This is a genomic window from Halomonas sp. PAMB 3232 (genome assembly GCF_031954225.1).
Taxonomy (GTDB): Bacteria; Pseudomonadota; Gammaproteobacteria; order Pseudomonadales; family Halomonadaceae; genus Vreelandella.
This window is the reverse complement of record NZ_CP134865.1, coordinates 2,428,755-2,455,381: the sequence shown is the minus strand read 5'-3', so window position 1 is coordinate 2,455,381 and position 26,627 is coordinate 2,428,755. Positions and strand designations below refer to the sequence as shown.

Here is a 26,627-nt window from a genome sequence, read left to right as displayed (position 1 = left end):
GGTAGCGGCGCGGTTAGCGGGCCAGAAGCCTTGCAAGCTCGGGGTCGCTGAACGCGCGGTTCATGCCGTCGCTGAGCAAATCGTTGATCATGCGCGTGTTGGTCGCCTCACCGGGCTTGATGGCGTAGCCCTGGGTGCGCCGCGAGGTATAAGTACCGGTGTAGGTGGTGCCGCGGTTTTGCGCAATGGCGCGAAAGACCGCTTCGATGCGCGCTTCGTCGACCAGGGGTTGGCCGCTGTCGGCTTGGCCGTAGTGCAGGCTAGCAAGCTCCAGCGTCAGGCTCGGGGCGTTTTGCACTGGGCTACTGGTGGGGTTGAAACCCATTTCGCGCACCGCGCGCTCCGCCTCGGCTTGAAGCCTCGGCACCAGTTCGTGGCTGTTGACCGTAATCTGGGCCGTGGACATGCTACCGCCGGCGCGGGTGCCGATCACTTCGCTTTCACGGGCGTCGACCGCTGCGACGCTGACCTGCTGCCCCGAGCCCGCCTTGGGCACCTCGGCGGTGCGCTCCGGGCTTAGCTGAAGGTACTGGGGGCTGGCGCAGCCGGTAAGCCAGGCGCCTGCGACAAGCGCCGTGGTGAGCGTTAAAAAATGACGCCGAAGCATGGTGTTTCTCCGCGATGGTTAAAAAGGCCAGTATAGCCTGCGCTCGCGCGTCGGGTACATGCAAACCCAAAGGCACGTTTCTGGAGAGTTTTCATGGAGCAAGAGGCGCTTTTCGACACGCCGCCGCCGGCCAATTTGCTGCCCCACGACGGCGAGGCGTTTTACCTCGGCCCGGTGCTCACCGAGCGCGAGGCAAGCGCCTACTTCACGCGCTGTGTTTTAGAGCTCGACTGGGCCCACGAGCGTGTGGTGATGTTCGGCCGTGACATCATCACCCGGCGTAAGGTCGCCTGGTACGCCGATGCGCCGGCCACCTACACCTACTCGGGTCAGACCAAACGGGCGCGGGTTTGGCCGGCGCTTTTGCAGGCGCTGAAAGAGCGGGTAGAGCGGGCAAGTGGGGCGCGCTTTGATTCGTGCCTGTGCAATCTCTACCACTCGGGCGAGGAGGGCATGGGCTGGCACAGCGACGACGAGCGCGAGCTTGCCGAGCAAGGCATCATCGCCTCGCTGACGCTCGGCGGCGAGCGGCGTTTCTCGTTCAAGCACAAGGCGAGCGGCGAGCGCGTCTCGCTTTTGCTGGAACATGGCAGCCTTCTGATCATGCAGGGGGCGACCCAGACCCACTGGTGGCACAGCCTGCCCAAAACCAAAAAGTGTACGGATGCGCGGGTGAATCTGACCTTTCGCCAGCTGCGCGCCGGATGAACGCGAAGGCGCCGCTGGTCAGCGGCGCCTTCATTTAGTGGGGCTGGCGTGTCTTCGCCGCGTCGTCCTTGAAGCGGTGCCAGCGCCTTGGGTGGGCGTAAAGGCGCTGGCCGCGATGGATCTTCAGGCGCTCGAAATCCGAGTGGCGTACCGTGGCAAGCCAGGGCGCGCCGAGCCAGTCGGCTTCGAGCTCCACGCGCACCTCGGCGCCGACCAGCGAAAACGCGGTGATCGTCATCGGCAGGTGAACGCCGGGCTCGAACGTTTCCGCCAGGCGCACCTCGTGGGGGCGCAGCAAGAGCTCCTCGTCACCATCCGGTAGGTCGACCTTGAGCTTCGCATCGCCGCAGGTGAGCACGCCGTTTTTGACGTGGCCTTCCAGATGGTTGACGTCGCCCAGAAACTCGAACACGAAGCGGTTTTTCGGTGCCCGGTAGAGCGCCTCGGGCGTATCGATCTGCTCGATGCGGCCGTTACTCATGACCACCACGCGGTCGGAGAGCTCCAGCGCCTCCTCCTGGTCGTGGGTGACGAACACACTGGTGAAGCCCAGCTCTTCGTGCAGGCGGCGCAGCCACCGGCGAAGGTCCTGGCGCACCTTGGCGTCCAGCGCGCCGAAAGGCTCGTCGAGCAGCAGTACGTCCGGCTGGACCGCAAGTGCTCGTGCCAGCGACACCCGCTGCTGCTGACCGCCGGAGAGCTGGGCCGGCAGGCGGTTGGCGAAGTGCTCGAGCTTGACCATTTCCAGAAGCCGAAAGACCCGCGCGCGAATCTCGCCTTTCGATGGGCGGTCCTTGCGCGGCATCACGGTCAGACCGAAGGCGACGTTATCGAACACGCTCATGTGGCGAAAAAGCGCGTAGTGTTGAAAGACGAAGCCGATGCGTCGGTCGCGTACGTGCACGTGGGTCACGTCGCGCTCGCCGAACAGAATTTTACCCGGGGTGGGCGAGCGGTCGGCGTTTTCGAGCCCCGCGATGATGCGCAAAAGCGTGGTCTTGCCGGAGCCTGACGGCCCCAGAAGGCCCACCAGCTCGCCGTCATGAATGTTGAGATCGATCGGCTCGAGCGCCTGAGTGGCGCCGAAGTGCTTGGCGATATGGTGTAGCTCGATGCTCATAAAATGGCCTCCCGGCGGGTGGCGCGCCGCTGAAGGGCCGCCTTGGTCGCCAGCGTCAAAAGCGCAATCAGCGCCAGCAGCGCCGCGCTCGAAAACGCCCCGACCGCATTGTAATCCTGGTAAAGCTGCTCGAGGTGCAGCGGCAGAGTGTTGGTCTGGCCGCGAATCGCCCCGGACACTACCGACACGGCGCCGAACTCACCCACTGCTCGGGCGTTGGTCAAAATGACGCCGTACAAAAGCGCCCACTTGATGTTGGGCAGCGTGACGCGGCGAAAGACGGTCCAGCCGGAGGCGCCCAGGGTCACCGCTGCTTCCTCTTCGCGGGTGCCCTGGGCCTGCATCAGCGGAATCAGCTCACGGGCGACGAACGGGCAGGTGACGAAGATGGTGACCATCAAAATTCCGGGCCAGGCGAACATCAGCTGGATATCGTAGCCGTCCAGAAAGCTTCCGATCCAGCCGTTACGCCCGTAGAGCAGCAGATAAACGAGCCCTGCCACCACCGGCGATACCGCGAAGGGAATGTCGATCAGCGTTTGCAGAATTCGCCGACCGGGAAAGCGAAACCGGGTGACCAGCCAGGCCAGCGCCACGCCAAATACCAGGCACACCGGAATGGTCATCAGCGCGATCAAAAGCGTCAGGCCAATGGCGTGCAGGGTATAGACGTTGCTGACGTTTTCCCAGAACACCATCACGCCGCTGGACAGCGCCTGGGCGAAAATGGCGACCAGCGGCAGCAGCAGAAACAGCGCCGATAAGAAAACGGCGGCGGCTATCAGGATATTTCGTACCAGCGGTGCATCACCCACGCGGCGCATCAGGTAGATCCTCCGTGCAGACGACGAACGAAGCGCCCCTGCCACACGTTGATCGCGAGCAGCAGCGCCAGTGAGGTGAACAGCACGACTGAGGCGATCGCCGAGGCGCCGGCGTAGTCGTACTCCTGCAGGCGCACGAATATCATCAACGCGGTGATTTCGGTTTCATAGGGCATGTTGCCGGCGATGAAGATGATCGCCCCGAACTCACCGAGCGAGCGCACGAAGGCGAGCCCGGTGCCGGTGACCAGCGCTGGCCACAGGTGCGGCATGATCACGCGGCGAAACGCGACGCCGTCGGTGGCGCCGAGCGACATTGCCGCCTCGTCGATCTCCGCCGGTAGATCCTCCAGCACCGGCTGCACCGTGCGCACCACGAAGGGAATACTGGTGAACGCCATGGCAAGCGCAATGCCCACCCAGGTGTAGGCCACCTGAAACCCCAGCGGCTCGAGCAGTCGACCCATCCAGCCGTTACTGGCGTAGAGCGTGGCAAGCGTAATGCCGGCCACGGCGGTGGGGAGCGCAAAGGGCAGGTCCATCAGCGCGTCCAGAAGCCGCTTGCCGGGAAACTCGTAGCGTACCAGCACCCAGGCCAACAGCAGCCCGAACGCCGCATTGACCAATGCAGCCACCGCCGCCGCGCCCAGCGTCACCATATAGCTTGCCACCACCCGGCCTTCCGTAACGATCGACCAGTACTCGGCGAGGCTCAACCCCGCCAGCTGGCCGAACAGCCCGGTGATGGGTAAAAGCAGCACCAGCGAAATGAACAGCACGCTGATACCCATGGACAAACCAAAACCCGGCAGCACGCGCGCGCTGCCGGATTGGCGAAAGCTCACGGATCTCATGCCGAGCCGTTAGCGACGCTGAAGCTGGTCGAGCATGCCGCCGCTCTCAAAATGCGTTTCCATGATCTCGTCCCAGCTGCCGAAGACGTCGTCGACGTTGAAGAGCTCGGTTTCCGGAAACTCGTCGGCGAACTCTTCTACCACGGCGTCGTTATGAACGCGGTAATTGAAGCCGGCCAGCGTACGCTGAGCCTCTTCGGTGTAGAGGTAGTCGAGATAGCCCTGAGCGAGGTCCTCGTTGCCGTTACGCTCGGCGTTTTCCGAGACCACCGCGACCGGGAACTCCGCCAGCACGCTCATTGGCGGCACGATGACTTCGTAATCGTCGCTGCCGTACTCGCGGCGAATGTTGTTCACCTCGGACTCGAAGCTGATCAGCACGTCGCCAATGCCGCGTTCGATGAAGCTGGTGGTGGCGCCGCGACCGCCGGTGTCGAATACCGCCACGTTGGCGAGAAGGGTACGCATGAACTCATGAATCTGCTCTTCGTCACCCTCGAATTCACGATCGGCGAAGCCCCAGGCGGCGAGGTAGGTGTAGCGTGCGTTGCCGGAGGTTTTCGGGTTGGGGAATACCAGCTCGACGTCTTCCTGAACCAGATCGTCCCAGCTCTCGATACCCTTGGGGTTGTCCTTGCGCACCAGAAAGGCCGTGGTGGAATAGTAGGGCGAGGCGTTGTTGTCGAACGCGTCCTGCCAATCCTCGTCGACCAGCCCGGCGTCCGCCAGTACGTCGACATCGGTCACCTGGTTGAAGGTGACGACATCGGCGCGAAGGCCCTGCATGATGGCACGCGCCTGGGCAGAGGAGCCGCCGTGGGACTGGCTCACGCTGACCTCTTCGTCGTGCTCCTGCTCCCACCACTCGATGAAGTCCGGATTGATCGCGGCGAACAGCTCGCGAGCGATATCGTAGGACGAGTTCAGAAGCTCGCGCTCCTGGGCCATGGCCGTGCCGGTCGCACCCGCAGCGGTGGCGCCGAGCGCAAGGGCCAGCGCGGTGCGGGTGAAGGGAGCAGAGAGGGCAAGCGGTAAGCGCATCGAATCTTTCCTTTTGTTGGCAGGCAAGTAGGAGTGAGCGAGGTGCCGAGCGATCATGCAAGCACGGCGTCCATGGAGATCGGTAGAGTCGGTCTGGCCATAGACGTTTTCGCGATAAGACAAGGTTAGTCCTGTGTTTCAGGAATTACAATCTGCCTTTATATTCGATTGGGGAATAATGACCGTTCCCTCGCCGCTAAGCGGACAGGCGCTGAAACGTCGGACTCTGGTATCATGCGCGCTTTGTCAGCGCCTTTGAGGCGCGCCCGCTTTACCCTGGAGCGTTTATGACCGCCGCGAAAGATTTTCTCATCGCCCCTTCGATTCTCTCTGCCAACTTCGCCCGCTTGGGGGAAGAGGTCGACAACGTGCTCGCCTCTGGCGCCGACATCGTCCACTTCGACGTCATGGACAACCACTACGTGCCGAATTTGACCATTGGGCCGATGGTGTGCAAGGCGCTTAGAGACCACGGCGTGACCGCACCCATCGACGTGCATCTGATGGTCAAGCCGGTGGATCGCATGATCGGTGATTTCATCGAGGCCGGTGCCAGCTACATCACGTTTCACCCGGAAGCCTCCGAGCATATCGACCGCTCGCTCCAGCTGATTCGCGACGCCGGCTGCAAGGCGGGACTGGTGTTCAACCCGGCCACGCCGCTTTCCTATCTCGACTACGTGATGGACAAGATCGATATGGTGCTGCTGATGAGCGTCAACCCGGGCTTTGGCGGGCAGTCGTTCATTCCGGCGACGCTGGACAAGCTCAGGCAAGCGCGCGCGCGTATCGACGCCGCCCCGCACCCGATTCGCCTGGAGGTCGACGGCGGCGTCAAGGTGGATAACATCCAGGCCATCAGGGAGGCCGGCGCGGATACGTTCGTCGCCGGCTCCGCGATCTTCAATGCACACAGCAAAAGCGATCCGAACGGCTACGACAGCGTGATCGGCTCACTGCGCCAGGCTTTGGCAGGCCACTAATCCGATAGGCCGCTAAATTCAGCAGGCCACTCGTTCTGGAAGATCATCAGGTCGCGCTCAGTGCAGCTTCATGCGCGGCTTCAGATAACGGTTTAGCTTGTCCACCACCCAGGTCAGTCCGGTTTTCGGTACGCCGTGAATCGAGACCTGGTGCATGCGGTAGAGCGAGGCGTAGGCGTTGCGCGCCATCCAGCCTTCCAGAAACAGTCCGCGTGAGGCGCCACCGCGCATCAGGTTGCCAACCGCGTCGTAGCGGGCAAGCGACACCAGCGAGCCGTTATCCTTGTATTTGAAGGGCTTGAGTTCCTTGCTCTCGAGCGCCCGCGTGATATTTTCCGCCAACACCCCCGCCTGCTGGCGCACGGCCTGGGCCCGGGGTGGCACCGTGGAGTCGTCACCCTGGGGGCAGCTGGCGCAGTCGCCCATGGCGAAAATGCTCGGGTCGTCGACGCTCTGCATGGTCTGCTGGACGCATACCTGGTTTCTCTTGTTCACCGTAAGCCCCAGTTCGGCGAGAAAGTCCGGCGCCTTGATGCCCGCAGCCCAGACGTTCAGATCGGTTTCGATCGTTTCGCCGTCACCGGTGACCAGCTCGTACTCCCGCGCCTCCTTGATCGCGGTTTCCAGATGGATGTTGACGCCCAGGCTTTCGAGCTCCTTGTGAACGGTTTGGCTGACGCGTTCGGAAAGGGCGGGCAGAATGCGCGGCGCCGCCTCGATCAGGTGAACGCTGATCTGGTTGTCGTCGACGTTGGTGACCCCGTAGGCATTGAGCAGACGGGTGACGTCCAGAAGCTCCGCGGCGAGCTCCACCCCGGTCGCACCGCCGCCGACGATCCCGACGCTTAGTGTGGTGTGGGTTCGAAGCGTCGGGTCGGTGTAGCGCAGGAAGGTGTTGATCATGTCGCGCTGAAAGAGCTTCGCTTGCTGGGGCGAGTCGATGAAGTGGCAGTGCTCGGCCACGCCCTTGGTGCCGAAGTCGTTCGAGACGCTGCCAAGCGAGAGCACCAGGTAGTCATAGGTGAGGGTGCGCTCGGGCAGCACCTCGATACCATCCTCGTCGAGAATGGGGGCCAGGCTCAACGTTTTGTTTTCCCGGTCGAGCCCGCACAGCGAGCCGCGCTGGTAGCGGTAACCGTGGGCGCTGGAGTGGCCGCGAAAGTCGACCTCGTCCATGGCAGAGTTCAACACGCCGGTGGCCAGCTCATGCAGCAGCGGCTTCCAGACGTGGGTGGCGCTGCGGTCCAGAAGGACGATTTCGGCGCGCTGCTTCTTGCCGAGCGTGCGCCCTAAACGCGTGGCGAGCGCAAGGCCTCCCGCGCCGCCGCCGACGATGACGATCCTTGGGTGAGTCACTGGCTTCTCCTTGGCAAATTTGGCTTCAGCATAGTGCTTTCTACTGATTCTGACGAATGGCGGCGCGCGGTTTTATCGTCTTTTCGCCTGACGCAGGGCGTGCTTTTTGGCACTCTGAGCTTACCGCTTTTCGACAGCTCCTTGACAACACCACAGGAAGGTTTCATGCACGCGATTTTAACGGACAAGCGGCTCATCGCTTTCGACTTGGACGGCACCCTGATCGACTCCGTGCCGGATTTGGCCGTGGGCGTGCAAAAAGCGCTCGATGAGGTCGGCGTTCGCGCCCCGGACGAGGCCAACGTGCGCGACTGGGTGGGCAACGGCGCCCGGTCGCTGGTCGAGCGCGCCCTGACCTGGGCGCTGGGTGAGGCGCCAGACAGCACGCTTTTGACCCAGGCGTACGAGGCGTTCATGCGCCACTACGGCGCCGCGCCGTTTGCCCATACCCGTGTGTACGATGGCGTTGAAAAGACGCTGGCCGCGCTCGATGAGGCCGGCTTCGCGCTTGCGCTAATCACCAACAAGCCCGAACGCTTCATCGCGCCGATTCTCGAACATTTCGGCCTGTTGAATTGGTTCGCGCTCTGTATCGGCGGCGACACCCTGGTCGAGAAAAAGCCGAGTGCGCTTCCGCTGCTGCACGCTGCAAATACGCTGGGCGCAGCGCCAAAGGCGTGCGTGATGGTGGGGGATTCTAAACACGATATCGAGGCGGGCAGGGCGGCGGGGTTCGCCACCGTCGCCCTGCCTTATGGCTACAACCACGGGGAGCCGATCGAGGCGAGCCGGCCGGATCTTTGCGTGGCGAGCCTCACCGCGCTACTCGATTGACAATGCCCCGGCTCAGGGCCGAGCGCCGCCGAGCGCCCTGTGCAGAAGCTCGGCGTTGTAGTTGAGCATGCCCGGGTAGTTATAGGCGGGGCTGTCGGTGTCGCCGAGACTATCGACGAACAAGGGGCCGGCGAGCGCAATATTGCTCTCCCGCGATAGCGCATCCATGTGAATCCAGGGCGTGGTGCTCTCGTAAAAAAGCGCCGGTGGGCGGGTGTGGGTCAGCCGCTCGCTCATCACCGCCATATCGAAGGCGCTGCCCAGGCGCTCACTGCTGCTGCCCCAGATGGCGGCGTAGTCGAAATCGAAGGCGCGGGCAAAATACGCCATCCCGGCTTCGCTGGTATAAAGCACACGGTTGGTTTGGGGAATACCTTCCAGGCGCTCAGTGAGACGCGCGCTCAAAAGCGCCAGCGACTCGCGGGTGCGCGCGGCGCGCTCCTCGAACGCGTCGCGCTTTTCCGGATACTGCTCGCCCAGGGTGCGCGCAATGACGTCGACGTAGGCGCTGGCGCCGGCCGGGTCCATCCACAGGTGCGGGTCGACGCTGCCATGGAGCCGGCCCACCGTCACCGGCAGCGTTTCAAACTGCGCCCGCTCGGCCACGGGTTTGAGGCGCAGGCGCTGATCCGCCATGGCCTCGACGTGCCTAAGCCAGGGCTCGAGCCCGTAGCCGTTATAGAAGACGATATCCGCCTCTTCGATCGCCAGCACGTTGGGCGGGGTCAGCTCCCAGCGGTGCACATCCTGGCCGCGGGGCACGATGGTCTCGACGCTGATGTCGTCGCCGGCGATGCGTTGTACCAAATCACCGATCACCGAAAACGAGGCCATCACTTTATACGAGGGCGCGGCCTGCACGGGGAGGGCCAGGGCCAACAAACCGGCGACCAATAGACTCCCAAGGATGGCGCGGTGCTTCATTCCAAATGTTCCTCGTTAAAAAACGCCAGATCATAATAATTGCACGAGCGTCTTGCCAGTGCCCGCGGGGCGTTGATATCGCCTGACCACTGCAACGCGCTGCCCGGTTAGGGTATCATCGTTTTTAGCCGATTGATCAGTGTGATGGGGTAAGCGTGGCGATAGCGGACAAGACACCGCGTGTGGTGATGATCGATAACTACGATAGCTTCACGTTCAATATCGTTCAGTACCTGAGCGAGTTGGGCGCCGAGGTATTGACCTATCGTCACGACGCCATAACGCTTGATGAGATCCAGGCATTGGCGCCGTCGCACCTGGTGATTTCCCCCGGGCCCTGTACGCCCAACGAGGCGGGCGTGTCGCTTTCGGCCATCGAGCGCTTTGCCGGCACGCTGCCCATTTTGGGCGTGTGCCTGGGTCATCAGGCGATCGGCCAGGCCTTCGGGGCGCGGGTCGTGCGGGCGCCTAAGGTGATGCACGGTAAAACGTCATCCATCGAGCACACGGGCATTGGCGTGTTTCGCGCTCTGGAAACGCCGCTCGAGGTGACCCGCTACCATTCGCTGGTCGTCGAGCGCGAAAGCTTGCCCGCGTGTTTCGAGGTCACCGCCTGGACGACGGCTGGTGACGAAACGCCGGGGCTGATCATGGGGATGCGCCACCGAACGCTTGATATCGAAGGGGTGCAGTTTCATCCTGAGTCGATACTGACCCGTCAGGGTCACGCGCTGCTGGCCAATTTTCTAACGCGCAGCTGACTGCTCACTTTTTTACGTAAAGAGGCCTGTCCTTTCATGCAAATGCGAGACGCCATCAACGCGGTGATGCGCCGTGAAGATCTATCTTTCGACGTCATGCGCACGCTGATGCATCAGATCATGACCGGCGAAGCCTCCGACGCCCAGATCGGCGGTTTGCTGGTCGGGCTCTCCATGAAAGGGGAGAGCGCCGTCGAGGTCAGCGCCGCCGCCCAGGTAATGCGCGATTTGATGCGCCCGGTGCGGCTCTTCACCGACAACGTGGTGGATATCGTCGGCACCGGCGGCGACGGCGCGAACCTGTTCAACGTCTCCACCGCGTCGAGCTTCGTCGCCGCCGCCGCCGGGGCCCACGTGGCCAAGCACGGCAACCGCAGCGTGTCGTCCTCGTCGGGAAGCGCAGATCTTTTCGATATCGCCGGTATTTATCTGGATCTTTCCCCGGAGCAGGTCGCGCGCTGTATCGAGCAGGTCGGCGTCGGCTTCATGTTCGCCCCCAACCATCACCCGGCGATGCGCTACGCCATCGGCCCGCGTCGCGAAATGGGCGTGCGCACGCTGTTCAACATTCTGGGGCCGCTGACCAACCCGGCCAGCGCCCCCAATCAGGTACTCGGCGTTTACGCCCCGCACCTGGTGCCGCTGATGGCCGAGGCGCTCAAGAAACTCGGCAGCCGTCATGCCATGGTCGTGCACTCCGAGGATGGCCTCGACGAGATATCGCTGGCCGCGCCCACCCAGGTGGCGGAGCTCAAGGATGGCGAGATCATCGAGTACACCATTACGCCGGAGGCGCTTGGTATCGAGCGTCAAAGCCTTGCCACGCTCAAGGCGGCGACCGCCGAGGAGAGCCTACGCCTGGTCAAGGCCGCGCTGGTCGGCGACGGCCCGGAGGCGGATATCGTCACGCTCAACGCCGGCGCGGCGCTCTACTGCGCGGGTATTGCGGACTCCCTGAAAGAGGGTGTGGCCGTCGCCCAGGATGCCCAGGCCTCCAAACTGCCGCTTGAAAAGCTCAAGGAGCTTTCGCACTTTACCAGCGTGTTCAAAGAGTAATTCTCATGTCCAGCTCCTCAACGCCCACCATTCTGACGCGCATTCTCGCGCGCAAGGATGAAGAAGTCGCCACCCGCCGTCAGGCGGTTTCTGAAGACGACCTGCTCGCGCTTGCCCGGAAGCAGAGCGCGACGCGCGGCTTCATCGACGCCCTCAACCGACGCATCGCCGCGGGGGATCCGGCGATCATCGCCGAGGTGAAAAAGGCCTCGCCCTCGCGCGGGGTGATCCGCGAAGCGTTCGACCCGGCGGCCATCGCCGAAAGCTACGAGGCCGGAGGCGCGGCGTGTCTGTCGGTGCTCACCGATGCGGACTTCTTTCAGGGCCACGAGGACGACCTGATCGCCGCGAGAAACGCCTGTACGCTTCCGGTCATCCGCAAGGACTTCATCACTCACGGCTATCAGGTCACCGAGGCCCGGGCGATCGGCGCTGACTGTATTCTGCTGATCGCCGCCGCCCTGGATGACAAAACCCTGGCAACCCTGCACCGTCAGGCGACGGATCTGGGTATGGACGTGCTGGTCGAGGTGCACGATGGCCAGGAGCTCGAGCGGGCGCTGGCGCTGGAGTTGAAGCTGGTCGGCATCAACAACCGCGACCTGCACACCTTCGAGACCGACCTCGACACGACCATCGAATTATTGCCGCGTATTCCCGAGGACGTCACGGTGATCACCGAGTCCGGCATTCTGACCCGCGAGGACGTGGCGAAGATGCGTGATCACCACGTAAACGGCTTTCTGGTGGGCGAGGCGTTCATGCGCAAGGATGACCCGGGCCAGGCGCTCGGCGCGCTCTTCTTCTAGCGCCGTTTTGTTTGCCTGGCACTGGTCAGCGCAGAAATAAAAAAAGCCCCGGGCGATCGCGCTCGGGGCTTTTTCGCTTTGCAAGGCGCTACGCCGGCGCGGCGGCTTTCAGGCAGCGCAGCAGCGCCTGCAGCGGGTGCGCGAGCGTACGTTCCGAGTAGCGCTTGACCTGGCTGCGACACGAATAGCCGGTGGCCAACAGCCGGTCGGCGTTCTCCGTGGCCTCGACCTGGGGCTGCCAGGACTGAGCGTAGATGACCTTCGAGGTGGCGACGTTGCGGGTTTCGTGGCCGTAGGTGCCGGACATGCCGCAACAGCCGGTGGCCAGAAGCTCGAGCTCGAGGCCAAAGGCGGCGAACACCTGCTGCCAGGCTTTCGGGCTGCCCGGCGCGTTGGTTTTTTCAGTGCAGTGGGACAAGAGCCGGTAGCCCGGGTCCGCCAGCCGCCCCTTGAACGAGGCCAGCGCCTGGGTTTGGGTCACCAGCCACTCCTGCAGCATCAGCACGTCGGGCACGGCCTCACGGCCGAGCGCCTTCACGTACTCCTGGCGGTAGGTCAGCGTCATGGCCGGGTCGATGCCGACGAAGGGGATCGAGAATTCGGCCAGCGCGCGCAGGCGTTTGGCCTGTTTCTCGGCGGTGCGCTCAAAGGCGCCGAGAAAGCCCTGCACCTGCAGCGGCTTGCCGTTGGCTGCAAACGGCAGCACGAACACGCGCACGTCCAGGCGGTGCAGAAGCTCTACCACGTCCAGCACCAGGTCCGCTTCCATGTGGGTGGTGAAGGCGTCCTGCACCAGAATCACGCTTTTCGCCCGCTGGCGCTCGGTCAGAAGCGCAAGCGAGGTCGGGGTGGCCTCGGCCACGCCCCAGGCACGCAGCTGCTTTTTCACGCTGGCGCGCGATAGCGTCGGCGAGTCGCTCATGCCGATCGACCGGCGCATCAAACGCTCCATCCAGGGCTTCTGGATCGCGGCGTTGTAGAGCGGCGCCATTTTGGCAAGCCCGGGCAGCGTCCACTCGGTGGCGCCGATCACGTAGTCGCGCACCGGGCGCAGGTAGCGCCCGTGATAAACCTCCAGAAACTGCGAACGAAACTGCGGCACGTTCACCTTCACCGGGCACTGGCCGGCGCAGGACTTGCACGACAGGCACCCGGCCATGGCGTCGTACACCTGATGGGAAAAATCGTGATGCTGCTCGCGGCTGAGCGTGTTGCTGATCCGTTTGGGCAGGCTTTTGACAAAGCCAAAGCCCGTTTCGGCCTTTTTCCTGCGCGACTCCTCGACCACATCGATACCGGCGTTGGACTGCAGGCGCAGCCATTCGCGCACCAGGCTCGCGCGGCCCTTGGGGGAGTGGATACGATCGCGCGTCGCTTTCCAGGAGGGGCACATCGGGTCGTCGACGTCATAGTTGTAGCAGGCGCCGTTGCCGTTGCAGTAGACCGCGGCGTCATACGCCTGCCAGGCGCGCTCGTCGATGGTACGGTCGAGCTCGCCGCGAAGGGTCACGCCGTCGATGGTCAATAGCCCCGGGTCGCGGACGACCGGGTCGCGGACGACCGGGTCGCGCTCGATCGGGTCGCGGTCGACGGCGATCAGCGTCGAAGGCGCCTGGTCGTCGCTGGCAGGTGTAGCGATCTTGCCCGGGTTCAGCTGGTTGTGGGGGTCGAACGCCGCCTTGACGCGCCGCAGGCTCGGGTAGAGTTTGCCAAAGAACTTGGGTGAGTACTCCGAGCGGATACCCTTGCCGTGTTCGCCCCAGAAAAGCCCGCCGTACTTCTGCGTGAGCGCGGCGAGCTCATCGGAAATCTCGCGAATCAGCGCCTGTTGGGCCGGGTCCTTCATGTCCAGCGCCGGGCGCACGTGGAGCACGCCGGCATCGACGTGGCCGAACATGCCGTAGTCGAGCCCGCGGGCATCGAGCAGCGCGCGAAACTCACTGATGTAATCTGCCAGGTGCTCCGGCGGCACCGCCGTGTCCTCCACGAACGGCAACGGGCGCTTCTCGCCCTGCACGTTGCCCAGAAGGCCCACCGAGCGCTTGCGCATGCCGTAAACCGTACTGATCTGCTCGCGGCCGCGCGCCTCGGTATAGCCCAGCCGCGTAACGGTGGCGTCACGACCGAGGTGCTCGGTGAACGCCGCCACCCGCTCGGCGAGTGCGGCCTCGTCGTCGCCGCTGAACTCGACCAGGTTGATACCGCCGGTAGGCGGGTCGCTTTCCGGGAAGAACGCGGCCACGCCGTCCCAGACGAAATCCTCCATGGCGAGCTTGAGCACCGTATCGTCGATGGTTTCGATCGAGGTCGGCTGGGCGCTGGCCATCAGCGCCTTGGCATCGCGCAGCGCCTCCATGAAGCCCGGGTAGCGCACGTTGATCAGCGTCGAGTGTTTGGGGATCGGCAGCACGTTGAGCACCGCTTCACTGACCAGACCAAGCGAGCCTTCGCCGCCACACAGTAGGCTGTTGAGGTTCAGCCGCCCCTGATCATCGCGCAGGTGCGCCAGATCATAACCGGTCAGGCAGCGGTTGAGCGGCGGAAAGGTCGCCTCGATCAGCGCGCGCTGCTCATCGATGATGCTGGCCGCGACGCGGTGAACGCGCCCGAGCGCCCCGGGCTCCTCGAGCGCCTTTGCTTCTTCCTCGGCGTCGAGCGCTCGGCTGTGCAGATGGGCGCCGCCGAGCAGTACGGTATCGAGCTCGAGTACGTGATCGCGGGTCTTGCCGTAGACGCAGCTGCCCTGGCCGCTGGCATCGGTGGCGATCATGCCGCCGATGGTGGCGCGGTTCGAGGTCGAAAGCTCCGGGGCGAAGAAAAGCCCGTAAGGCTTGAGCGCGGCGTTCAACTGATCCTTCACCACGCCGGCCTGAACGCGCACGCGGCGATTGTCCGCGTCGATCTCGAGAATTCGGTTCATGTGGCGCGAGACGTCCACTACCAGGCCGTCGGTCAGCGACTGCCCGTTGGTGCCGGTGCCGCCGCCGCGCGGGGTGAGCACGATATCGCGGTAGGGCAGCTCGACGGCGAGCCGGGCAAGGCGCTCCAGATCCTCGGCGTGACGCGGGAACACCGCCGCCTGGGGCTGGCGCTGGTAGATGGAGTTATCGGTGGCAAGCACCGTGCGGCTGGCGTGGTCCGGGGCGATCTCGCCCTCGAAGCCACGCGCCTTGAGTGCCTGCAAAAAGCGCATGTAGCGCTCGCCCAGGCCGGAAAACGGGATCTTGCGCGAATCAAGCGAAGCTATCATGGTCGGTCGAGCCGTCATTGCAGCGAATAGAAGAGGCGCTCTACTTTACCGGAGCCCGGCCGCGCGTGCATCTTCGACGCGTTACGGCGCTGCCAGAGCTTGTTCGACGATCGCGGCGCTGCCCGGCGTCATGGGCAGCGATAGCGCAAGCGTATGGGCCCGCTCGGACATCTTGCGCCAGGTTTTCTGCACGATGCGCACCATGTGGTCGTGCTCGATTTTGGTGGCAAACGCCGCGAAGTGGTTCTCCAGAAACACCAGGCAGGCGCAGTCCTCCAGCGTCTGCACGTTGGGGTCGCGCCCCAGCCCCTTCTTGGCGATCATATCCGCGACCCGTTTGGCGTCTTCATCATCGAAGCCGGCCCTGGTCATGATCTCGGCGACGGTTTCGCCGGCGCGCAGGCCCTGATCGCGCCGCCAGGTCAAATAGCCGACCCGCCCCTCGGGATAGTCGCTGCGCGGCACTTTCCAACGCTGCAGATGCTGAGCGCGCACCGCCAGCTGCAATAGCTCAGCCGGCGCACTTTCGAGCGCGAACAGCCAATGGGTCATGCGCTCGGCGTAGGCGAGCTCCTGCGGCGTCGATTCACCGCCGGGCGCCTCAACGTGGCGAGGGTCTTCGCCGTGAAGCGCATCGATGGCCTGCAGGGTCTGATCAAAAGCGGTCGACATGAGCGCGGTGCCTTTAAAGGAAATCGATGCCTCAGATTGCCGATAAATGGGTTGGATCTCAATGCTGGCCTTCGCAAGGCGGGCTTGGCGTAGCCCCTTGCCGCGCTTTTGCCTACAATAGGGCGCTTTATCACCGGCGGCGTGCGCCGTGTTCAACCGATTTAGGCCAAGGAGTCTTCATGCTCGATCCGAAACTGCTGCGTACCGACCTGGATGCGCTGGCATCACAGCTTGCCAAGCGCGGCTATGCACTGGACACGTCGGGTCTCGAGGCGCTCGAGTCGCGCCGCCGCGAGCTGCAGACCCGGACCGAGCAGCTGCAAAACGAGCGTAACACCCGATCGAAGGCGATCGGCAAGGCCAAGGCTCAGGGTGAGGATATCCAGCCGCTTCTGAGCGAAGTCGACGATCTGGGTGGTCGTCTCGACGCCGCGAAGGAGGAACTCGCCACGGTGCATGCCGAGTGGGACGATGCGGTCAGCGGCATTCCCAACGTGCCCCACGAAAGCGTGCCCGAAGGCAAAAGCGAAGACGACAACGTCGAGCTGCACCGCTGGGGTACGCCGCGAACCTTCGATTTCGAGGTGCTCGACCACGTCGATCTGGGCAAGAAATCCGGCTATCTCGATTTCGAACTCGCATCAAAACTCACCGGCGCGCGCTTTGCCGTCATGCGTGGGCCGATTGCGCGCCTGCACCGGGCGCTGGCCCAGTTCATGCTGGACACCCAGACGCTGTCCCACGGCTACGAAGAGTGCTACGTACCCTACATGGTCAACCGGGACTCGCTGATGGGCACCGGGCAGCTGCCGAAATTCGGCGAGGACCTGTTCAAGCTCGACGACGAGCGCGAGTACCACCTGATTCCCACCTCGGAAGTGCCGCTTACCAACTTCGTGCGTGACGAGATCGTCGAACAGGCCCAGCTTCCCATGAAGCTGACCGCGCACACGCCGTGTTTTCGTAGCGAGGCAGGTGCCTACGGGCGCGATACCCGCGGCATGATTCGCCAGCACCAGTTCGACAAGGTCGAGATGGTGCAGATCGTCGAGCCGGAGAAGAGCTACGAGGCACTGGAGGAGATGCGCGGCCACGCCGAGGCGATCCTGCAGGCGCTGGAGCTACCGTATCGCGTGGTAACGCTGTGCACCGGCGACATGGGCTTTGGCGCGGCGAAAACCTATGACCTGGAAGTGTGGCTACCAAGCCAGGAAACCTTCCGCGAGATCTCGTCGGTGTCCAACTGCGAGGATTTTCAGGCGCGTCGCATGCAGGCGCGCTACCGCAAGCCGGACACGAAAAAGCCCCAGCTGCTTCACACCCTGAACGGCTCGGGGCTGGCAGTGGGGCGCTGCCTGCTGGCGGTTCTGGAGAATCACCAGCAGGCGGATGGCTCGGTCGTTATTCCTGAGCCGCTGCGTCCGTATCTTGGTGGTCTCGAGCGTCTCGCTCTCTAGCACCACGCTCGTCACCGCGCTCGCCGTCGTTCTGGCCGGCGAGCGCCCACTCGACGTTGACACCGGCATCGATGCGAATGATGCCGGGGCGGTACTCGGCGTTGGATTCATCGCTGGCGCCGCTCGGGGCGCTTTCAGCGCGCATCGCCATCATGCGCGGCTGGAACACCGGGGCCTGGGTTTCGGCGATATGCTGCACGTCGCCGAGCTCGGCGCCCAGGGTTTGGGCCATGAGCTCCGCCTTGCGCTGCGCTTTCTCGAGCGCCATCACCAGCGCCTCGTCGGTCGCCGCTTCGCGGTCCTTGAGATCGAACTGGACACCGTCCAGCGCGTTGACGCCGGCATCGACCAGCGCGTCCAGCACGTCTTTGAGCCGGTCGATGTCTGAGAGCTCGATATCGAAGGGGCGCTCGACCCGCGTGCGCACCATCATCTCCTGTTCGCCACCCTGGCCCTGGGGCTGGTTCATTTGCTCCTGATAGACGTTAAGCGAGCCTGCGCTAATGGCGCGCTCACTCAGCCCGGCCTCTTCCATCGCCTCGATCAGCTGGCGCGAGCGCTCTTCCAGGCGCTGGCGGGCCTCGCCAAGTGCGCCCTGTTCGCTATCGTCGAGCGATGACACGGCGGGGGTGTTTTCCCAAAGCCTGGCCGAGAGGCTCGCCTTGTCCGGTTCGACTTCGACGAAGGACTGGGCCTGAACGCTAAGCCCGGGGGGCTGCGTCGGCATCGTCGAGGCCTGGGCGGCACCGGCGCAGAGCAGGGCGGCCAGGGCCGTGCCGGCTACGTGAGTGCGAAGTTTCATCATCGAGCGAGCGTACGGGTTTAAAGTCATAAAACGATTCCTTGTAAAAGCGCTGGACGAAAGCGTCCGTCGAAGTGATCCGGGAAGGGCTCTAAGCGAACACGACTTGGAAGATCACGCCGGCAATAAGTTCACTTATCAAGCGTAGTCGTAAAACAGTTGCTTATTATATGCACCGTTTGTTAATTGAGCGGCGAGCAGCCATTATGTAAGGATCAATCTCAAGGAATGGGCCATGCAGAAGTTGTCGGATAAGGATTATCGCAGCATCCCTTTGAACGCGACGCTGGCGATCGCGGCGCTGGTGGTCATCGTCACGGGGATGAAGCTTGGCTCGGATCTACTGGTACCGCTGCTGCTGGCCATTTTCATCGCCGTGGTGTGTACCTCGCCGGTGCATTGGCTGCACCGCCACGGTGTCGGTATGCGCATGGCGGCGTTGATCACGCTGGTGGTGCTGGCCGCCTTCTTTTTGCTGCTCGGCGTGCTGGTGGTCAATAGCTTCAGCACCTTCATCGACGCGCTGCCGGATATCGAGGCGCGTCTCTACGAGCACTACTGGAGTATGCTCAATACGCTCTCCGCTCGCGGCGTGGCCATCGACCCGGATCAGCTGAGCAGTGCCTTGGCGATGGAGGACGATGGCTCCTGGGTGGCAGTGCTGGTCAGCGAAGTCGGGGCGATCATGATGCAGGGCAGTGTCGTGTCGCTGCTGGTCATGTTCATGCTGTTCGAGACGCTCAACTTTCGCTCCAAGGTGGCTCGGGCGCTGGAGAATCCGGCGCCGAGCCTCAAGCGTTTCGCCGAATTCAGCGCCACGTTGAAGCGTTATCTGGCGATCAAGACCGTGATCAGCCTGGCAACCGGCGTGCTGGTGTGGCTTTCGTGCTTGATGATCGGGGTCGAGTTTCCGCTACTCTGGGGCGTACTTGCCTTTGCGCTCAACTTCATTCCCAACATCGGCTCGGCGTTGGCGGCGGTGCCGCCGGTATTGCTGCTGCTCGTCGCTCAGGATGGGGGCGTGCTGCAGGCGTTGATGCTGGCCTCGGCGTATCTGGTGATCAACTTCGTCATGGGGAATTTGATCGAACCGCGAGTCATGGGACAGGCGCTGGGACTTTCCACCTTCGTGGCGTTTTTGTCGCTGGTGGTATGGGGCTGGATCTTCGGTGCGGCGGGGATGCTGTTGTCGGTGGTGTTGACCATGACGCTCAAGATCGCGCTCGACAGCCACCCGCAGACGCGCTGGATTGCCCATCTTCTGGGGCCGGGTACGCGCCAGCTGCGGCGAAGCGTCAATCACGGTGGCGATCCCAGTAAGGCGCCCTGGCGGCGCAAAAAGCCGGACCCGGAGCCTTTAATCAAGAAACCGGAAACCAGCGAATAACCGGATGAACAGCAGGGCCCAAACGCGACACGGGGCTACCGCGAAAGCGGTAGCCCCGTGTCGTTTAGGCGCCTTGTCAGCGCCAGACGCTGGGCATTGAGCCTTATGCGTTCTGGTCGATGAACTGCGTCAGCTGGGATTTGGACTGCGCGCCGACCAGTGAAGCGACCTTGGTGCCGGACTTGAACAGCATGACGGTGGGGACGCCGCGAACGCCCTGTTCAGCGGCGATCTCCGGGGCGTCGTCAACGTTGACGCTGACCACTTTCAGGCCGTCGCCGCGCTCGGAAGCTACTTCGTCGACCACCGGTGCCATGACCTTGCACGGGCCGCACCAGGGGGCCCAAAACTTCAGCAGCACCGGCTGCTCGGCGTTGAGGACTTCCTGTTCGAAATTGGCGTTGGTGACATCTACATTGGTAGCCATTTACATCTCCTGATTACGTTGCTCTTACGATTCGTTGCCTTCACTGAGCAACGGCTATTACGCGATAGAATAGCGCATGTTTATCGCGCCAGGTGCCACGATGGTAGCGCCCGCCGCCTAAACTGGCAACTTTCACCCGGCTCTGACCGCTTGGGGCGATTAAATTATAGGGTGCCAGGCTTTCATATTTCTTATACTATAAGGGAATTAAGGGAATATTTTTTATTCAAATTTATGCGTTTAGCGGTTTGGCCCGCTTTGGGTCGCCGCGCGCGAACGTATGGCAGAAGAGGCGCTTTGAGCGGCTTCTTCGGGACGCAAGGTAGATCACATGAAGCTACAGCAACTTCGCTATATCTGGGAAGTGAACCGGCACAATCTCAACGTCTCGGCCACGGCTCAAAGCCTTTTTACGTCTCAGCCCGGCATCTCCAAACAGATCCGCCTTCTGGAAGACGAGCTGGGCGTGGAAATTTTTGCTCGAAGCGGCAAGCACCTCACCCGTGTAACGCCGGCGGGGGAGTCGATCATCGAGCTGGCAGGCCAGGTGCTTAAGCTTACCGACAACATCAAGCAGGTGGCCCAGGAGCACAGCGACGAACGCCGTGGGAGTTTAGCGATCGCCACCACGCACACCCAGGCGCGCTATGCGCTGCCGCCCGTGATAAGCGCCTTCACCCAAAAATATCCGGAAGTGGCGCTGCACATGCAGCAGGGCACGCCCAAGCAGATCGCCCAGATGGTCAGCGAAGGCCAGGCGGATTTCGCTATCGCCACCGAGTCGCTGGAGCTTTTTACCGATCTGATTTTGCTGCCCTGCTACCGCTGGAACCGCTGCGTGCTGGTGCCCAAGGGCCACCCGCTCGCTGAGCTCGATGGGCCGTTGACCCTGGAGGCGCTCGCCGAGCACCCGCTGGTCACCTACGTGTTCGGCTTTACCGGCCGCTCGCAGCTCGACGACGCGTTCAAGGCCCGGGGGCTTACGCCTAACGTGGTACTCACCGCCGCCGATGCCGACGTGATCAAGACCTACGTGCGCCTTGGCATGGGCGTAGGGATCGTCGCCCATATGGCGGTCGATGAGGCGCTGGATAGCGACCTGGTCGCGCTGGAGGCCGGCCACCTGTTTGCAAGCTCCACCACCAAAATCGGCATTCGCCGCGGCACCTTCATGCGCGGCTACATGTACGATTTTCTCGCCCGTTTCGCCCCGCACCTGACGCGCGAGCGCGTCGATGAAGCGCTCAACATCGGCCCGCGTCAGGAGCAGGGGCTGTTCGAGGGCGTCGAGCTGCCCGAGTACTGAGTTTATTCACGCTCACCCCGTACTCGCCAACGAAAAGGCGCCGCTTAGCGGCGCCTTTTTTGGTAGAAGCGGGCTATCCAGCGCCTAGTGCTGCAGGTGCAGGCCACACTCGCGCTTCTCTTCCACCTTGGTGGGGTCGAAATAGTCGAAGTTGTTGGGGAGATCATGCGCCTGCAGGTACTCGTACATATCCTTTGCGCTCCAGTGCAGAAGCGGCGCCACTTTCAAAAGGCCGTCGGCGTTTTGGCTCAGCGGCTGCATTTTGGCGCGCTCCGGCGTGTCCTCGGCGCGCAGCGCGGTCAGCCAGACGTCCGGGCGCATCTCCTTGAGCGCGCGCTCGAACGGCTCGATTTTGACTTCCTGAGTGAAGGCGTCGTGGCGCGGGTCGTCGATACCCGGCACGGGGCCCTCAAGCGCTTCACGGTGGGCGCGGGTGCGCTTGGGCAAAAAGCTGACGATATTCAGGTTCAGCCGCTCGATGATCTCGTTGGCAACGCGGTAGGTCGCCTCGGTATTGTAACCGCTGTCCATCCAGACGATCGGGATGTCCGGGCGCACCTGAGTCGCCATGTGCAGAATGACCGCCTCGAAGGGGCGAAAGTTGGTCGTGCAGATCGGGCGCTCGCCCTGTTTCAATGCCCATTCGATCAGGACGTGGGGGTCATTGGCGTGATCGCGATTCATGGCTTCCAGTGTTGACGACATGCGGCCTCCTGCGCTTTGAGCGAAACGTCGAACGCTAGGCTACCAAAGGAGATAGCGCGCGCCCCAATACCGTTTGGTTTGGCTTTTATATTACTTTCAGAATCAAAAAGCCTGTCACTTATTCCAGCGCACCGATCAGGTGGCAGATTTTATCCAGCGTCTCGGTGTACTCCTCCTGCGCTTGTGAGTCTGCTACCAGCCCACCGCCGCCCCAGACGTGCAGCGCGCCCTGATCCGCCACCATGGTGCGAATCGCGATCGAGGTGTCCATATGCCCCCGCACGTCGACGTAGCCAAGGCTTCCGCAGTAGACGCTGCGCTGGCAGGGCTCGAGTTCGTCGATGATCTGCATGGCGCGAAACTTGGGCGCGCCGGTGATCGAGCCGCCGGGAAACGCCGCCGCTAGAAGCGATAGCGCCGACTGATCCTCGGCCAGCGTGCCCTGTACCACGCTGACCAGATGGTGCACGTTGGGGTAGCTTTCGAGCGCGCAGAGTTTGGGCACGTGAATACTGCCCGGCCGGCATACCCGTCCCAGGTCGTTGCGCAAAAGATCCACGATCATCACGTTCTCGGCGCGATCCTTGACGCTGGCCAAAAGCGCTTCGGCCAGCGCCTGATCCTCTGCCGGTGTCTTGCCCCGAGCGCGGGTGCCCTTGATCGGGCGGGTTTCGACCTCACCACTCGCCACCTGAATGAAGCGCTCCGGCGACAGCGACAGCACCGCCTGATCCTTCCAGGCCATGAAGGCGGAAAACGGCGTGGGCGTGGCGCGGCGAAGCCGCTGGTAGGCCTGCCACGCATCGCCTTCGAAAGGGGCGGACAGGCGCTGCGCCAGGTTGATCTGGTAGCAGTCGCCGGCGCGAATGTAGCGCTGTACCGCCTCGAAGCGCTCGACGTAGGCGCGCTGATCGAGCTCGGCCTCGAACGCCCCGGTCAGTCGGAAGTCATCTGGTTCGGGCGCGGGCGCGTCGAGCCACGCAAGAACCGTGTCTCGCCGCGCAGGGGAGGCGACCAGCCAGGCCTGGTCGGCGTGATGGTCGAGCGTGATGCACCAGTCGTAAAGCCCCAGCCGCGCCGCGGGAAGCGACGTGGCGCTCTCGTGGCGGCTTTCGATGCCCTGCTGGGCGAGGCCGAACTCATAGCTCCAGTAGCCCATCAGCCCGCCCATAAAGGGAAGCTCGCTTTTCTCGACGGGTGGGGGAAGCTGCGCGAGTAGCCAGGCCTTGAGCGCGAAAGGGTCGTCCAGAAGCGCCCTGGGCGGTACAAGCGTGTCGGTGTCGAGCGCCACGGCGCCGCGCGCGTCGATCTCGAGCGTAGCGATAGGGTCACTGACCAGAATATCGAAGCGCCCGCTTTTGGCCGCCGGGCGGCCACTGTCGAGCAGGATGGCGCCTGGGCGGTGCTTGAGCCGGGCAAACAGCGCCAGTGGGTCCTGGGCGTAGGGAAGGGCGGTAATGGTGAACGACGCGCTCATGACTCGGTGCCTTGCGGTTGGGCCGGTTATTCTAGTGAGCGTGCTCGTCGAGGGCCAGTCGCGCATCGGCTTATTTTCCACGCGTGGTGCTCATCATTTTAGTTTTTCTCTTCGCCTGAATTGTAGACATTTCGGGGCAGAACTTTTGTTTTCTCCCACCAAAGTGCCATAAAACGCGCCTTGAGTGCGGTTGACGCTCGGTGGGTCGCGGGCTAAAGTGCCGGTAACTCTCTTTATTGTCGACAATTAGCCATGACCGCCATTAGCAAAGTGCCCAAGCCGCGCGTTGACAGCGCATTCGATCCCGATACGCCGGAAGTGCGCACCTTGGCCGAGCGGGTGTTTCACCAGCTGCAAAGTGCCATCGTGCGCGGCGAGCTGCCGCCGGGGAGCAAGATCACCGAGCCCGGGCTCTCCAAGAGTTACGGTATCTCTCGCGGGCCGCTGAGAGAAGCGATGCGCCGACTCGAAGCGCACCGGCTGATTGAGCGCGTGCCACACGTGGGCGCCCGGGTCGTCAAGCTCTCGATGAAGGAGCTGATCGAGCTATTCGACGTGCGCGAGGCGCTCGAGAGCATGGCCGCCCGCTTGGCCGCCGAGCATATGGGGCCAAAAGAGATTCAGGGGCTGCGCGACGTGTTGGCGGTGCACGAGAGTCAGTCGGATCTGCAGCGCGGCGAGGCCTACTATCAGCGCGAAGGCGATCTCGATTTTCACTACCTGATCGTGCAGGGCAGCCACAACAGAATGCTGATGAACCTGCTCTGCGACGATCTTTACTATCTCGTGCGCCTCTACCGCACCCAGTTCAGCGCCAGCGGCGCCCGGCCCCAGCGCGCCTTCGTGGAGCATCATCGCATCGTCGATGCCATCGAAGCCGGCGACGCCGAGCTTGCCGAGCTGTTGATGCGTCGCCACGTCAGCGCCTCCCGCGAAAACGTCGCCGACCGCTACGCGGCGATGCTGGCCGACGGCCAGACCGATTCATAGCGGCTTTTTTATAACACCCTTTTTATAACAACCATCTTATAACAACATCGACAGGAGAGATCATGTCCACGCACGCACCTTCTTCGCTCACCCCGGGCGCCCGGTTTCGCCAGGCGCTGCAGGATCAGCGTCCGCTGCCCATTCTTGGCACCATCAACGCCTACACCGCGCTCATGGCCGAGCGGGTGGGGCACCAAGCGATCTATCTTTCCGGCGGCGGGGTGGCCAACGCTTCCTTCGGGCTGCCGGATCTGGGCATGACCACCATGAACGATGTAGTCGAGGATGCCCACCGCATCTGCGGGGCCACCGACCTGCCGCTGCTGGTGGATATCGATACCGGCTGGGGTGGCGCGTTCAACATCGCCCGCACCGTGAAGGAAATGGAGCGCGCCGGGGTGGCGGCGGTGCATATCGAGGACCAGGTGGCCCAAAAGCGCTGCGGTCACCGGCCGAACAAGGCGATCGTCTCGCAGAGTGAGATGGTCGATCGCATCAAGGCGGCGGCAGATGCCAGGCGTGACCCGGACTTTTACCTGATCGCGCGCACCGACGCCTTCCAGAAAGAGGGGTTGGATGCCGCGATCGAGCGCGCCAACGCCTGTATCGAGGCCGGCGCCGACGCTATTTTTGCCGAAGCCGTGCACACCCTCGACGACTACCGCGCGTTCTGTACCCGCGTGGACGCGCCGATTCTGGCCAATATCACCGAGTTTGGTGCCACGCCGCTCTTCACTCAGGCCGAGCTTGGCGAGGCTGGCTGCGCCATGGTGCTCTACCCGCTGTCGGCGTTTCGCGCCATGAACGCCGCGGCGCTCAAGGTCTACCAGAGCATTCTCGACAACGGCCATCAGCGTGAGGTGGTCGATACCATGCAGACCCGCGACGAGCTTTACGATTTTCTCAACTACCACGATTTCGAGCAGAAGCTCGACGCGCTGTTCAGCGAGCAAAACGAGCGCTGAGCAAAATGCTCTACAAGGCGGCGATAAAAAGGCCCCTGTAAAAGCAGTGACAGAAAGCAGTTATAAAACGCCCATAAGCAGCACTTATAAACGGTACTGATAGACAGTATTTACAAAAAGCACCTAAAAAAGTACCTAAAAAAAGTACTTATAAAAAGCATTGAGGAGACGCACCATGGCTGACAAACAACCGCTGGCAGGCGCCGGGCTTCGTGGGCAGAGCGCGGGCAGTACCGCGCTTTGCACCGTAGGCAAGACCGGTTCCGGGCTCACCTACCGCGGCTTCGACATCAAGGAGCTGGCCGAGAAAGCCAAATTCGAGGAGGTCGCGTATTTGCTGTTGAAGGGCAAGTTGCCCAATCAGGCCGAGCTCGACCACTACATCGATAAGCTCAAGGGGCTGCGCGGCCTGCCCGGCCCGCTCAAAGCAGTGCTCGAAGAGATCCCCGCCGACGCCCACCCGATGGACGTGATGCGCACCGGCACCTCGATGCTTGGTAACCTGGAGACCGAGGAGAGCTTCGACGAGCAGCAGGACGTCGCCGACCGGCTGCTCGCCGTGCTGCCCTCGATCATCTGCTATTGGTACCGCTTCAGCCACGACGGCGTGCGCATCAATACCGAAACCGACGATATCTCCGTGGGCGGGCACTTTCTCAACATGCTGCGCGGCGAACCGGCCTCCGAGCTGCACGCCCGGGTGATGAACGTATCCCTCATTCTCTACGCCGAGCACGAGTTCAACGCCTCGACCTTTACCGCGCGGGTCTGTGCCTCGACGCTTTCCGACATGCACTCCTGCGTGACCGGGGCGATCGGCTCGCTCAGAGGCCCGCTGCACGGCGGCGCCAACGAGGCGGCGATGGCGATGATCCAGGACTGGACATCCCCGGACGAGGCAGAGCGCGAAATGCTCGGCAAGCTCGAGCGCAAGGAGAAGATCATGGGCTTTGGCCACGCGATCTACCGCGAGGTCGACCCACGCAACGAGATCATCAAACAGTGGTCCAAAAAGCTTTCCGAAGACGTGGGCGACACCACGCTCTATGCGGTCTCCGAGCGCTGTGAAAAGGTGATGTGGCGCGAGAAGAAGCTCTTTTGCAACGCGGACTTCTTCCACGCCAGCGCCTACCACTTCATGGAGATTCCGACCAAGCTGTTCACGCCGATCTTCGTCATGTCCCGGCTGACCGGCTGGGCGGCGCACGTGTTCGAACAGCGCGCCAACAATCGCATCATTCGCCCGAGCGCCGACTACACTGGCCCCGAAAAGAGCGAGTGGGTGCCGATCGAAGAGCGCGACTAGGAGGCC

The 26,627-nt window shown here is 62.9% G+C and carries 25 protein-coding genes; 12 read left to right on the top strand and 13 right to left on the bottom strand.

Translation table 11 applies throughout. From position 1 onward, the window contains the following. Positions 1-13: 13 nt before the first annotated feature. Positions 14-607 (bottom strand): YajG family lipoprotein, encoded by a 594-nt coding sequence (locus RN346_RS11230; RefSeq protein WP_263586719.1) that lies wholly within the window; start codon positions 605-607, stop codon positions 14-16. A 93-nt stretch (positions 608-700) separates the two neighbouring features. Here RN346_RS11230 and RN346_RS11225 point away from each other — a divergent pair, with 93 nt between their 5' ends. Beyond that, the gene (locus tag RN346_RS11225) at positions 701-1,315 is read left to right on the top strand and encodes an alpha-ketoglutarate-dependent dioxygenase AlkB (RefSeq protein ID WP_311961167.1); all 615 of its coding nucleotides are present in this window, start codon (positions 701-703) and stop codon (positions 1,313-1,315) included. A 34-nt stretch (positions 1,316-1,349) separates the two neighbouring features. On the opposite strand, the gene RN346_RS11220 is transcribed toward RN346_RS11225, so the two are convergent. From RN346_RS11220 to cysP, 4 genes are all read right to left on the bottom strand, one after another. Further along, a complete protein-coding gene (locus RN346_RS11220) occupies positions 1,350-2,435 on the bottom strand; it encodes a sulfate/molybdate ABC transporter ATP-binding protein (RefSeq protein WP_263586721.1) in 1,086 nt (361 codons plus the stop codon). Beyond that, on the bottom strand, positions 2,432-3,259 hold the full coding sequence (gene cysW, locus RN346_RS11215; protein WP_311958273.1) for a sulfate ABC transporter permease subunit CysW: 828 nt from the start codon (positions 3,257-3,259) through the stop codon (positions 2,432-2,434). Before cysW ends, RN346_RS11220 begins: the two co-directional genes overlap by 4 nt. Next, complete coding sequence (gene cysT, locus RN346_RS11210; RefSeq protein WP_409335802.1) at positions 3,259-4,050, bottom strand: sulfate ABC transporter permease subunit CysT; 792 nt, start codon at positions 4,048-4,050, stop codon at positions 3,259-3,261. The genes cysW and cysT overlap by 1 nt, the downstream gene beginning before the upstream one ends. A gap of 72 nt (positions 4,051-4,122) precedes the next feature. Beyond that, positions 4,123-5,154: a thiosulfate ABC transporter substrate-binding protein CysP gene (gene cysP, locus RN346_RS11205; protein WP_311958271.1), complete on the bottom strand. Its 1,032-nt coding sequence runs from the start codon at positions 5,152-5,154 to the stop codon at positions 4,123-4,125. 287 nt (positions 5,155-5,441) lie between these two features. Here cysP and rpe point away from each other — a divergent pair, with 287 nt between their 5' ends. Next, entirely contained in the window at positions 5,442-6,137 is a 696-nt protein-coding gene (gene rpe, locus RN346_RS11200; protein WP_311961165.1) for a ribulose-phosphate 3-epimerase, read from the top strand. Positions 6,138-6,194: 57 nt separating this feature from the next. Here the strand turns inward: rpe and RN346_RS11195 are convergent, their stop codons facing one another. Beyond that, on the bottom strand, positions 6,195-7,493 hold the full coding sequence (locus RN346_RS11195) for an NAD(P)/FAD-dependent oxidoreductase (RefSeq protein WP_263586726.1): 1,299 nt from the start codon (positions 7,491-7,493) through the stop codon (positions 6,195-6,197). 165 nt (positions 7,494-7,658) lie between these two features. On the opposite strand from RN346_RS11195, the gene RN346_RS11190 reads away from it, so the two are divergent. Next, on the top strand, positions 7,659-8,327 hold the full coding sequence (locus RN346_RS11190; RefSeq protein WP_311961164.1) for a phosphoglycolate phosphatase: 669 nt from the start codon (positions 7,659-7,661) through the stop codon (positions 8,325-8,327). A gap of 12 nt (positions 8,328-8,339) precedes the next feature. Here RN346_RS11190 and RN346_RS11185 read toward each other — a convergent pair whose 3' ends face one another. Next, on the bottom strand, positions 8,340-9,251 hold the full coding sequence (locus RN346_RS11185) for a metal ABC transporter solute-binding protein, Zn/Mn family (RefSeq protein WP_311958268.1): 912 nt from the start codon (positions 9,249-9,251) through the stop codon (positions 8,340-8,342). Between the two features lie 188 nt (positions 9,252-9,439). On the opposite strand from RN346_RS11185, the gene RN346_RS11180 reads away from it, so the two are divergent. From RN346_RS11180 to trpC, 3 genes are read left to right on the top strand one after another with little or no spacing between them, the layout of a single operon-like run. Further along, positions 9,440-10,012, top strand: coding sequence for an aminodeoxychorismate/anthranilate synthase component II (locus RN346_RS11180; RefSeq protein WP_263587298.1), 573 nt, complete (start codon positions 9,440-9,442; stop codon positions 10,010-10,012). A gap of 36 nt (positions 10,013-10,048) precedes the next feature. Next, a complete protein-coding gene (trpD, locus tag RN346_RS11175; RefSeq protein WP_263586729.1) occupies positions 10,049-11,068 on the top strand; it encodes an anthranilate phosphoribosyltransferase in 1,020 nt (339 codons plus the stop codon). Positions 11,069-11,073: 5 nt separating this feature from the next. Beyond that, complete coding sequence (gene trpC / locus RN346_RS11170; RefSeq protein WP_311961163.1) at positions 11,074-11,877, top strand: indole-3-glycerol phosphate synthase TrpC; 804 nt, start codon at positions 11,074-11,076, stop codon at positions 11,875-11,877. A gap of 88 nt (positions 11,878-11,965) precedes the next feature. Here the strand turns inward: trpC and RN346_RS11165 are convergent, their stop codons facing one another. Continuing rightward, positions 11,966-15,127: an FAD-binding and (Fe-S)-binding domain-containing protein gene (locus RN346_RS11165; protein ID WP_311961162.1), complete on the bottom strand. Its 3,162-nt coding sequence runs from the start codon at positions 15,125-15,127 to the stop codon at positions 11,966-11,968. An 81-nt stretch (positions 15,128-15,208) separates the two neighbouring features. Further along, the gene (locus RN346_RS11160) at positions 15,209-15,799 is read right to left on the bottom strand and encodes a DUF4202 domain-containing protein (RefSeq protein ID WP_311961161.1); all 591 of its coding nucleotides are present in this window, start codon (positions 15,797-15,799) and stop codon (positions 15,209-15,211) included. A 179-nt stretch (positions 15,800-15,978) separates the two neighbouring features. Here RN346_RS11160 and serS point away from each other — a divergent pair, with 179 nt between their 5' ends. Beyond that, a complete protein-coding gene (gene serS / locus RN346_RS11155) occupies positions 15,979-17,256 on the top strand; it encodes a serine--tRNA ligase (RefSeq protein ID WP_311961160.1) in 1,278 nt (425 codons plus the stop codon). On the opposite strand, the gene RN346_RS11150 is transcribed toward serS, so the two are convergent. Beyond that, on the bottom strand, positions 17,201-18,088 hold the full coding sequence (locus tag RN346_RS11150) for an SIMPL domain-containing protein (protein WP_311961159.1): 888 nt from the start codon (positions 18,086-18,088) through the stop codon (positions 17,201-17,203). The two genes, serS and RN346_RS11150, sit on opposite strands and share 56 nt — an antisense overlap. A gap of 205 nt (positions 18,089-18,293) precedes the next feature. Between RN346_RS11150 and RN346_RS11145 the strand changes: the two genes are divergently transcribed. Further along, on the top strand, positions 18,294-19,445 hold the full coding sequence (locus RN346_RS11145) for an AI-2E family transporter (protein WP_311958264.1): 1,152 nt from the start codon (positions 18,294-18,296) through the stop codon (positions 19,443-19,445). A 103-nt stretch (positions 19,446-19,548) separates the two neighbouring features. Here the strand turns inward: RN346_RS11145 and trxA are convergent, their stop codons facing one another. After that, the gene (trxA, locus tag RN346_RS11140; protein WP_252109029.1) at positions 19,549-19,872 is read right to left on the bottom strand and encodes a thioredoxin; all 324 of its coding nucleotides are present in this window, start codon (positions 19,870-19,872) and stop codon (positions 19,549-19,551) included. Between the two features lie 331 nt (positions 19,873-20,203). Here trxA and cysB point away from each other — a divergent pair, with 331 nt between their 5' ends. After that, on the top strand, positions 20,204-21,178 hold the full coding sequence (gene cysB / locus RN346_RS11135) for an HTH-type transcriptional regulator CysB (RefSeq protein WP_263586736.1): 975 nt from the start codon (positions 20,204-20,206) through the stop codon (positions 21,176-21,178). Positions 21,179-21,262: 84 nt separating this feature from the next. Here cysB and RN346_RS11130 read toward each other — a convergent pair whose 3' ends face one another. After that, positions 21,263-21,883, bottom strand: coding sequence for a phosphoadenosine phosphosulfate reductase family protein (locus RN346_RS11130; protein ID WP_311961158.1), 621 nt, complete (start codon positions 21,881-21,883; stop codon positions 21,263-21,265). Between the two features lie 118 nt (positions 21,884-22,001). Continuing rightward, a complete protein-coding gene (gene pabB / locus RN346_RS11125; RefSeq protein ID WP_311961157.1) occupies positions 22,002-23,360 on the bottom strand; it encodes an aminodeoxychorismate synthase component I in 1,359 nt (452 codons plus the stop codon). 252 nt (positions 23,361-23,612) lie between these two features. On the opposite strand from pabB, the gene RN346_RS11120 reads away from it, so the two are divergent. The 3 genes from RN346_RS11120 (at position 23,613) to prpC (ending at position 26,621) form a co-directional block, all read left to right on the top strand. Further along, on the top strand, positions 23,613-24,350 hold the full coding sequence (locus RN346_RS11120; RefSeq protein ID WP_263586739.1) for a GntR family transcriptional regulator: 738 nt from the start codon (positions 23,613-23,615) through the stop codon (positions 24,348-24,350). A 62-nt stretch (positions 24,351-24,412) separates the two neighbouring features. Beyond that, positions 24,413-25,315, top strand: a complete 903-nt coding sequence (prpB, locus tag RN346_RS11115) for a methylisocitrate lyase (RefSeq protein WP_263586740.1) — start codon at positions 24,413-24,415, stop codon at positions 25,313-25,315. Positions 25,316-25,490: 175 nt separating this feature from the next. Beyond that, positions 25,491-26,621 (top strand): 2-methylcitrate synthase, encoded by a 1,131-nt coding sequence (gene prpC / locus RN346_RS11110; protein ID WP_311958259.1) that lies wholly within the window; start codon positions 25,491-25,493, stop codon positions 26,619-26,621. The last annotated feature ends 6 nt before the right edge of the window (positions 26,622-26,627 follow it).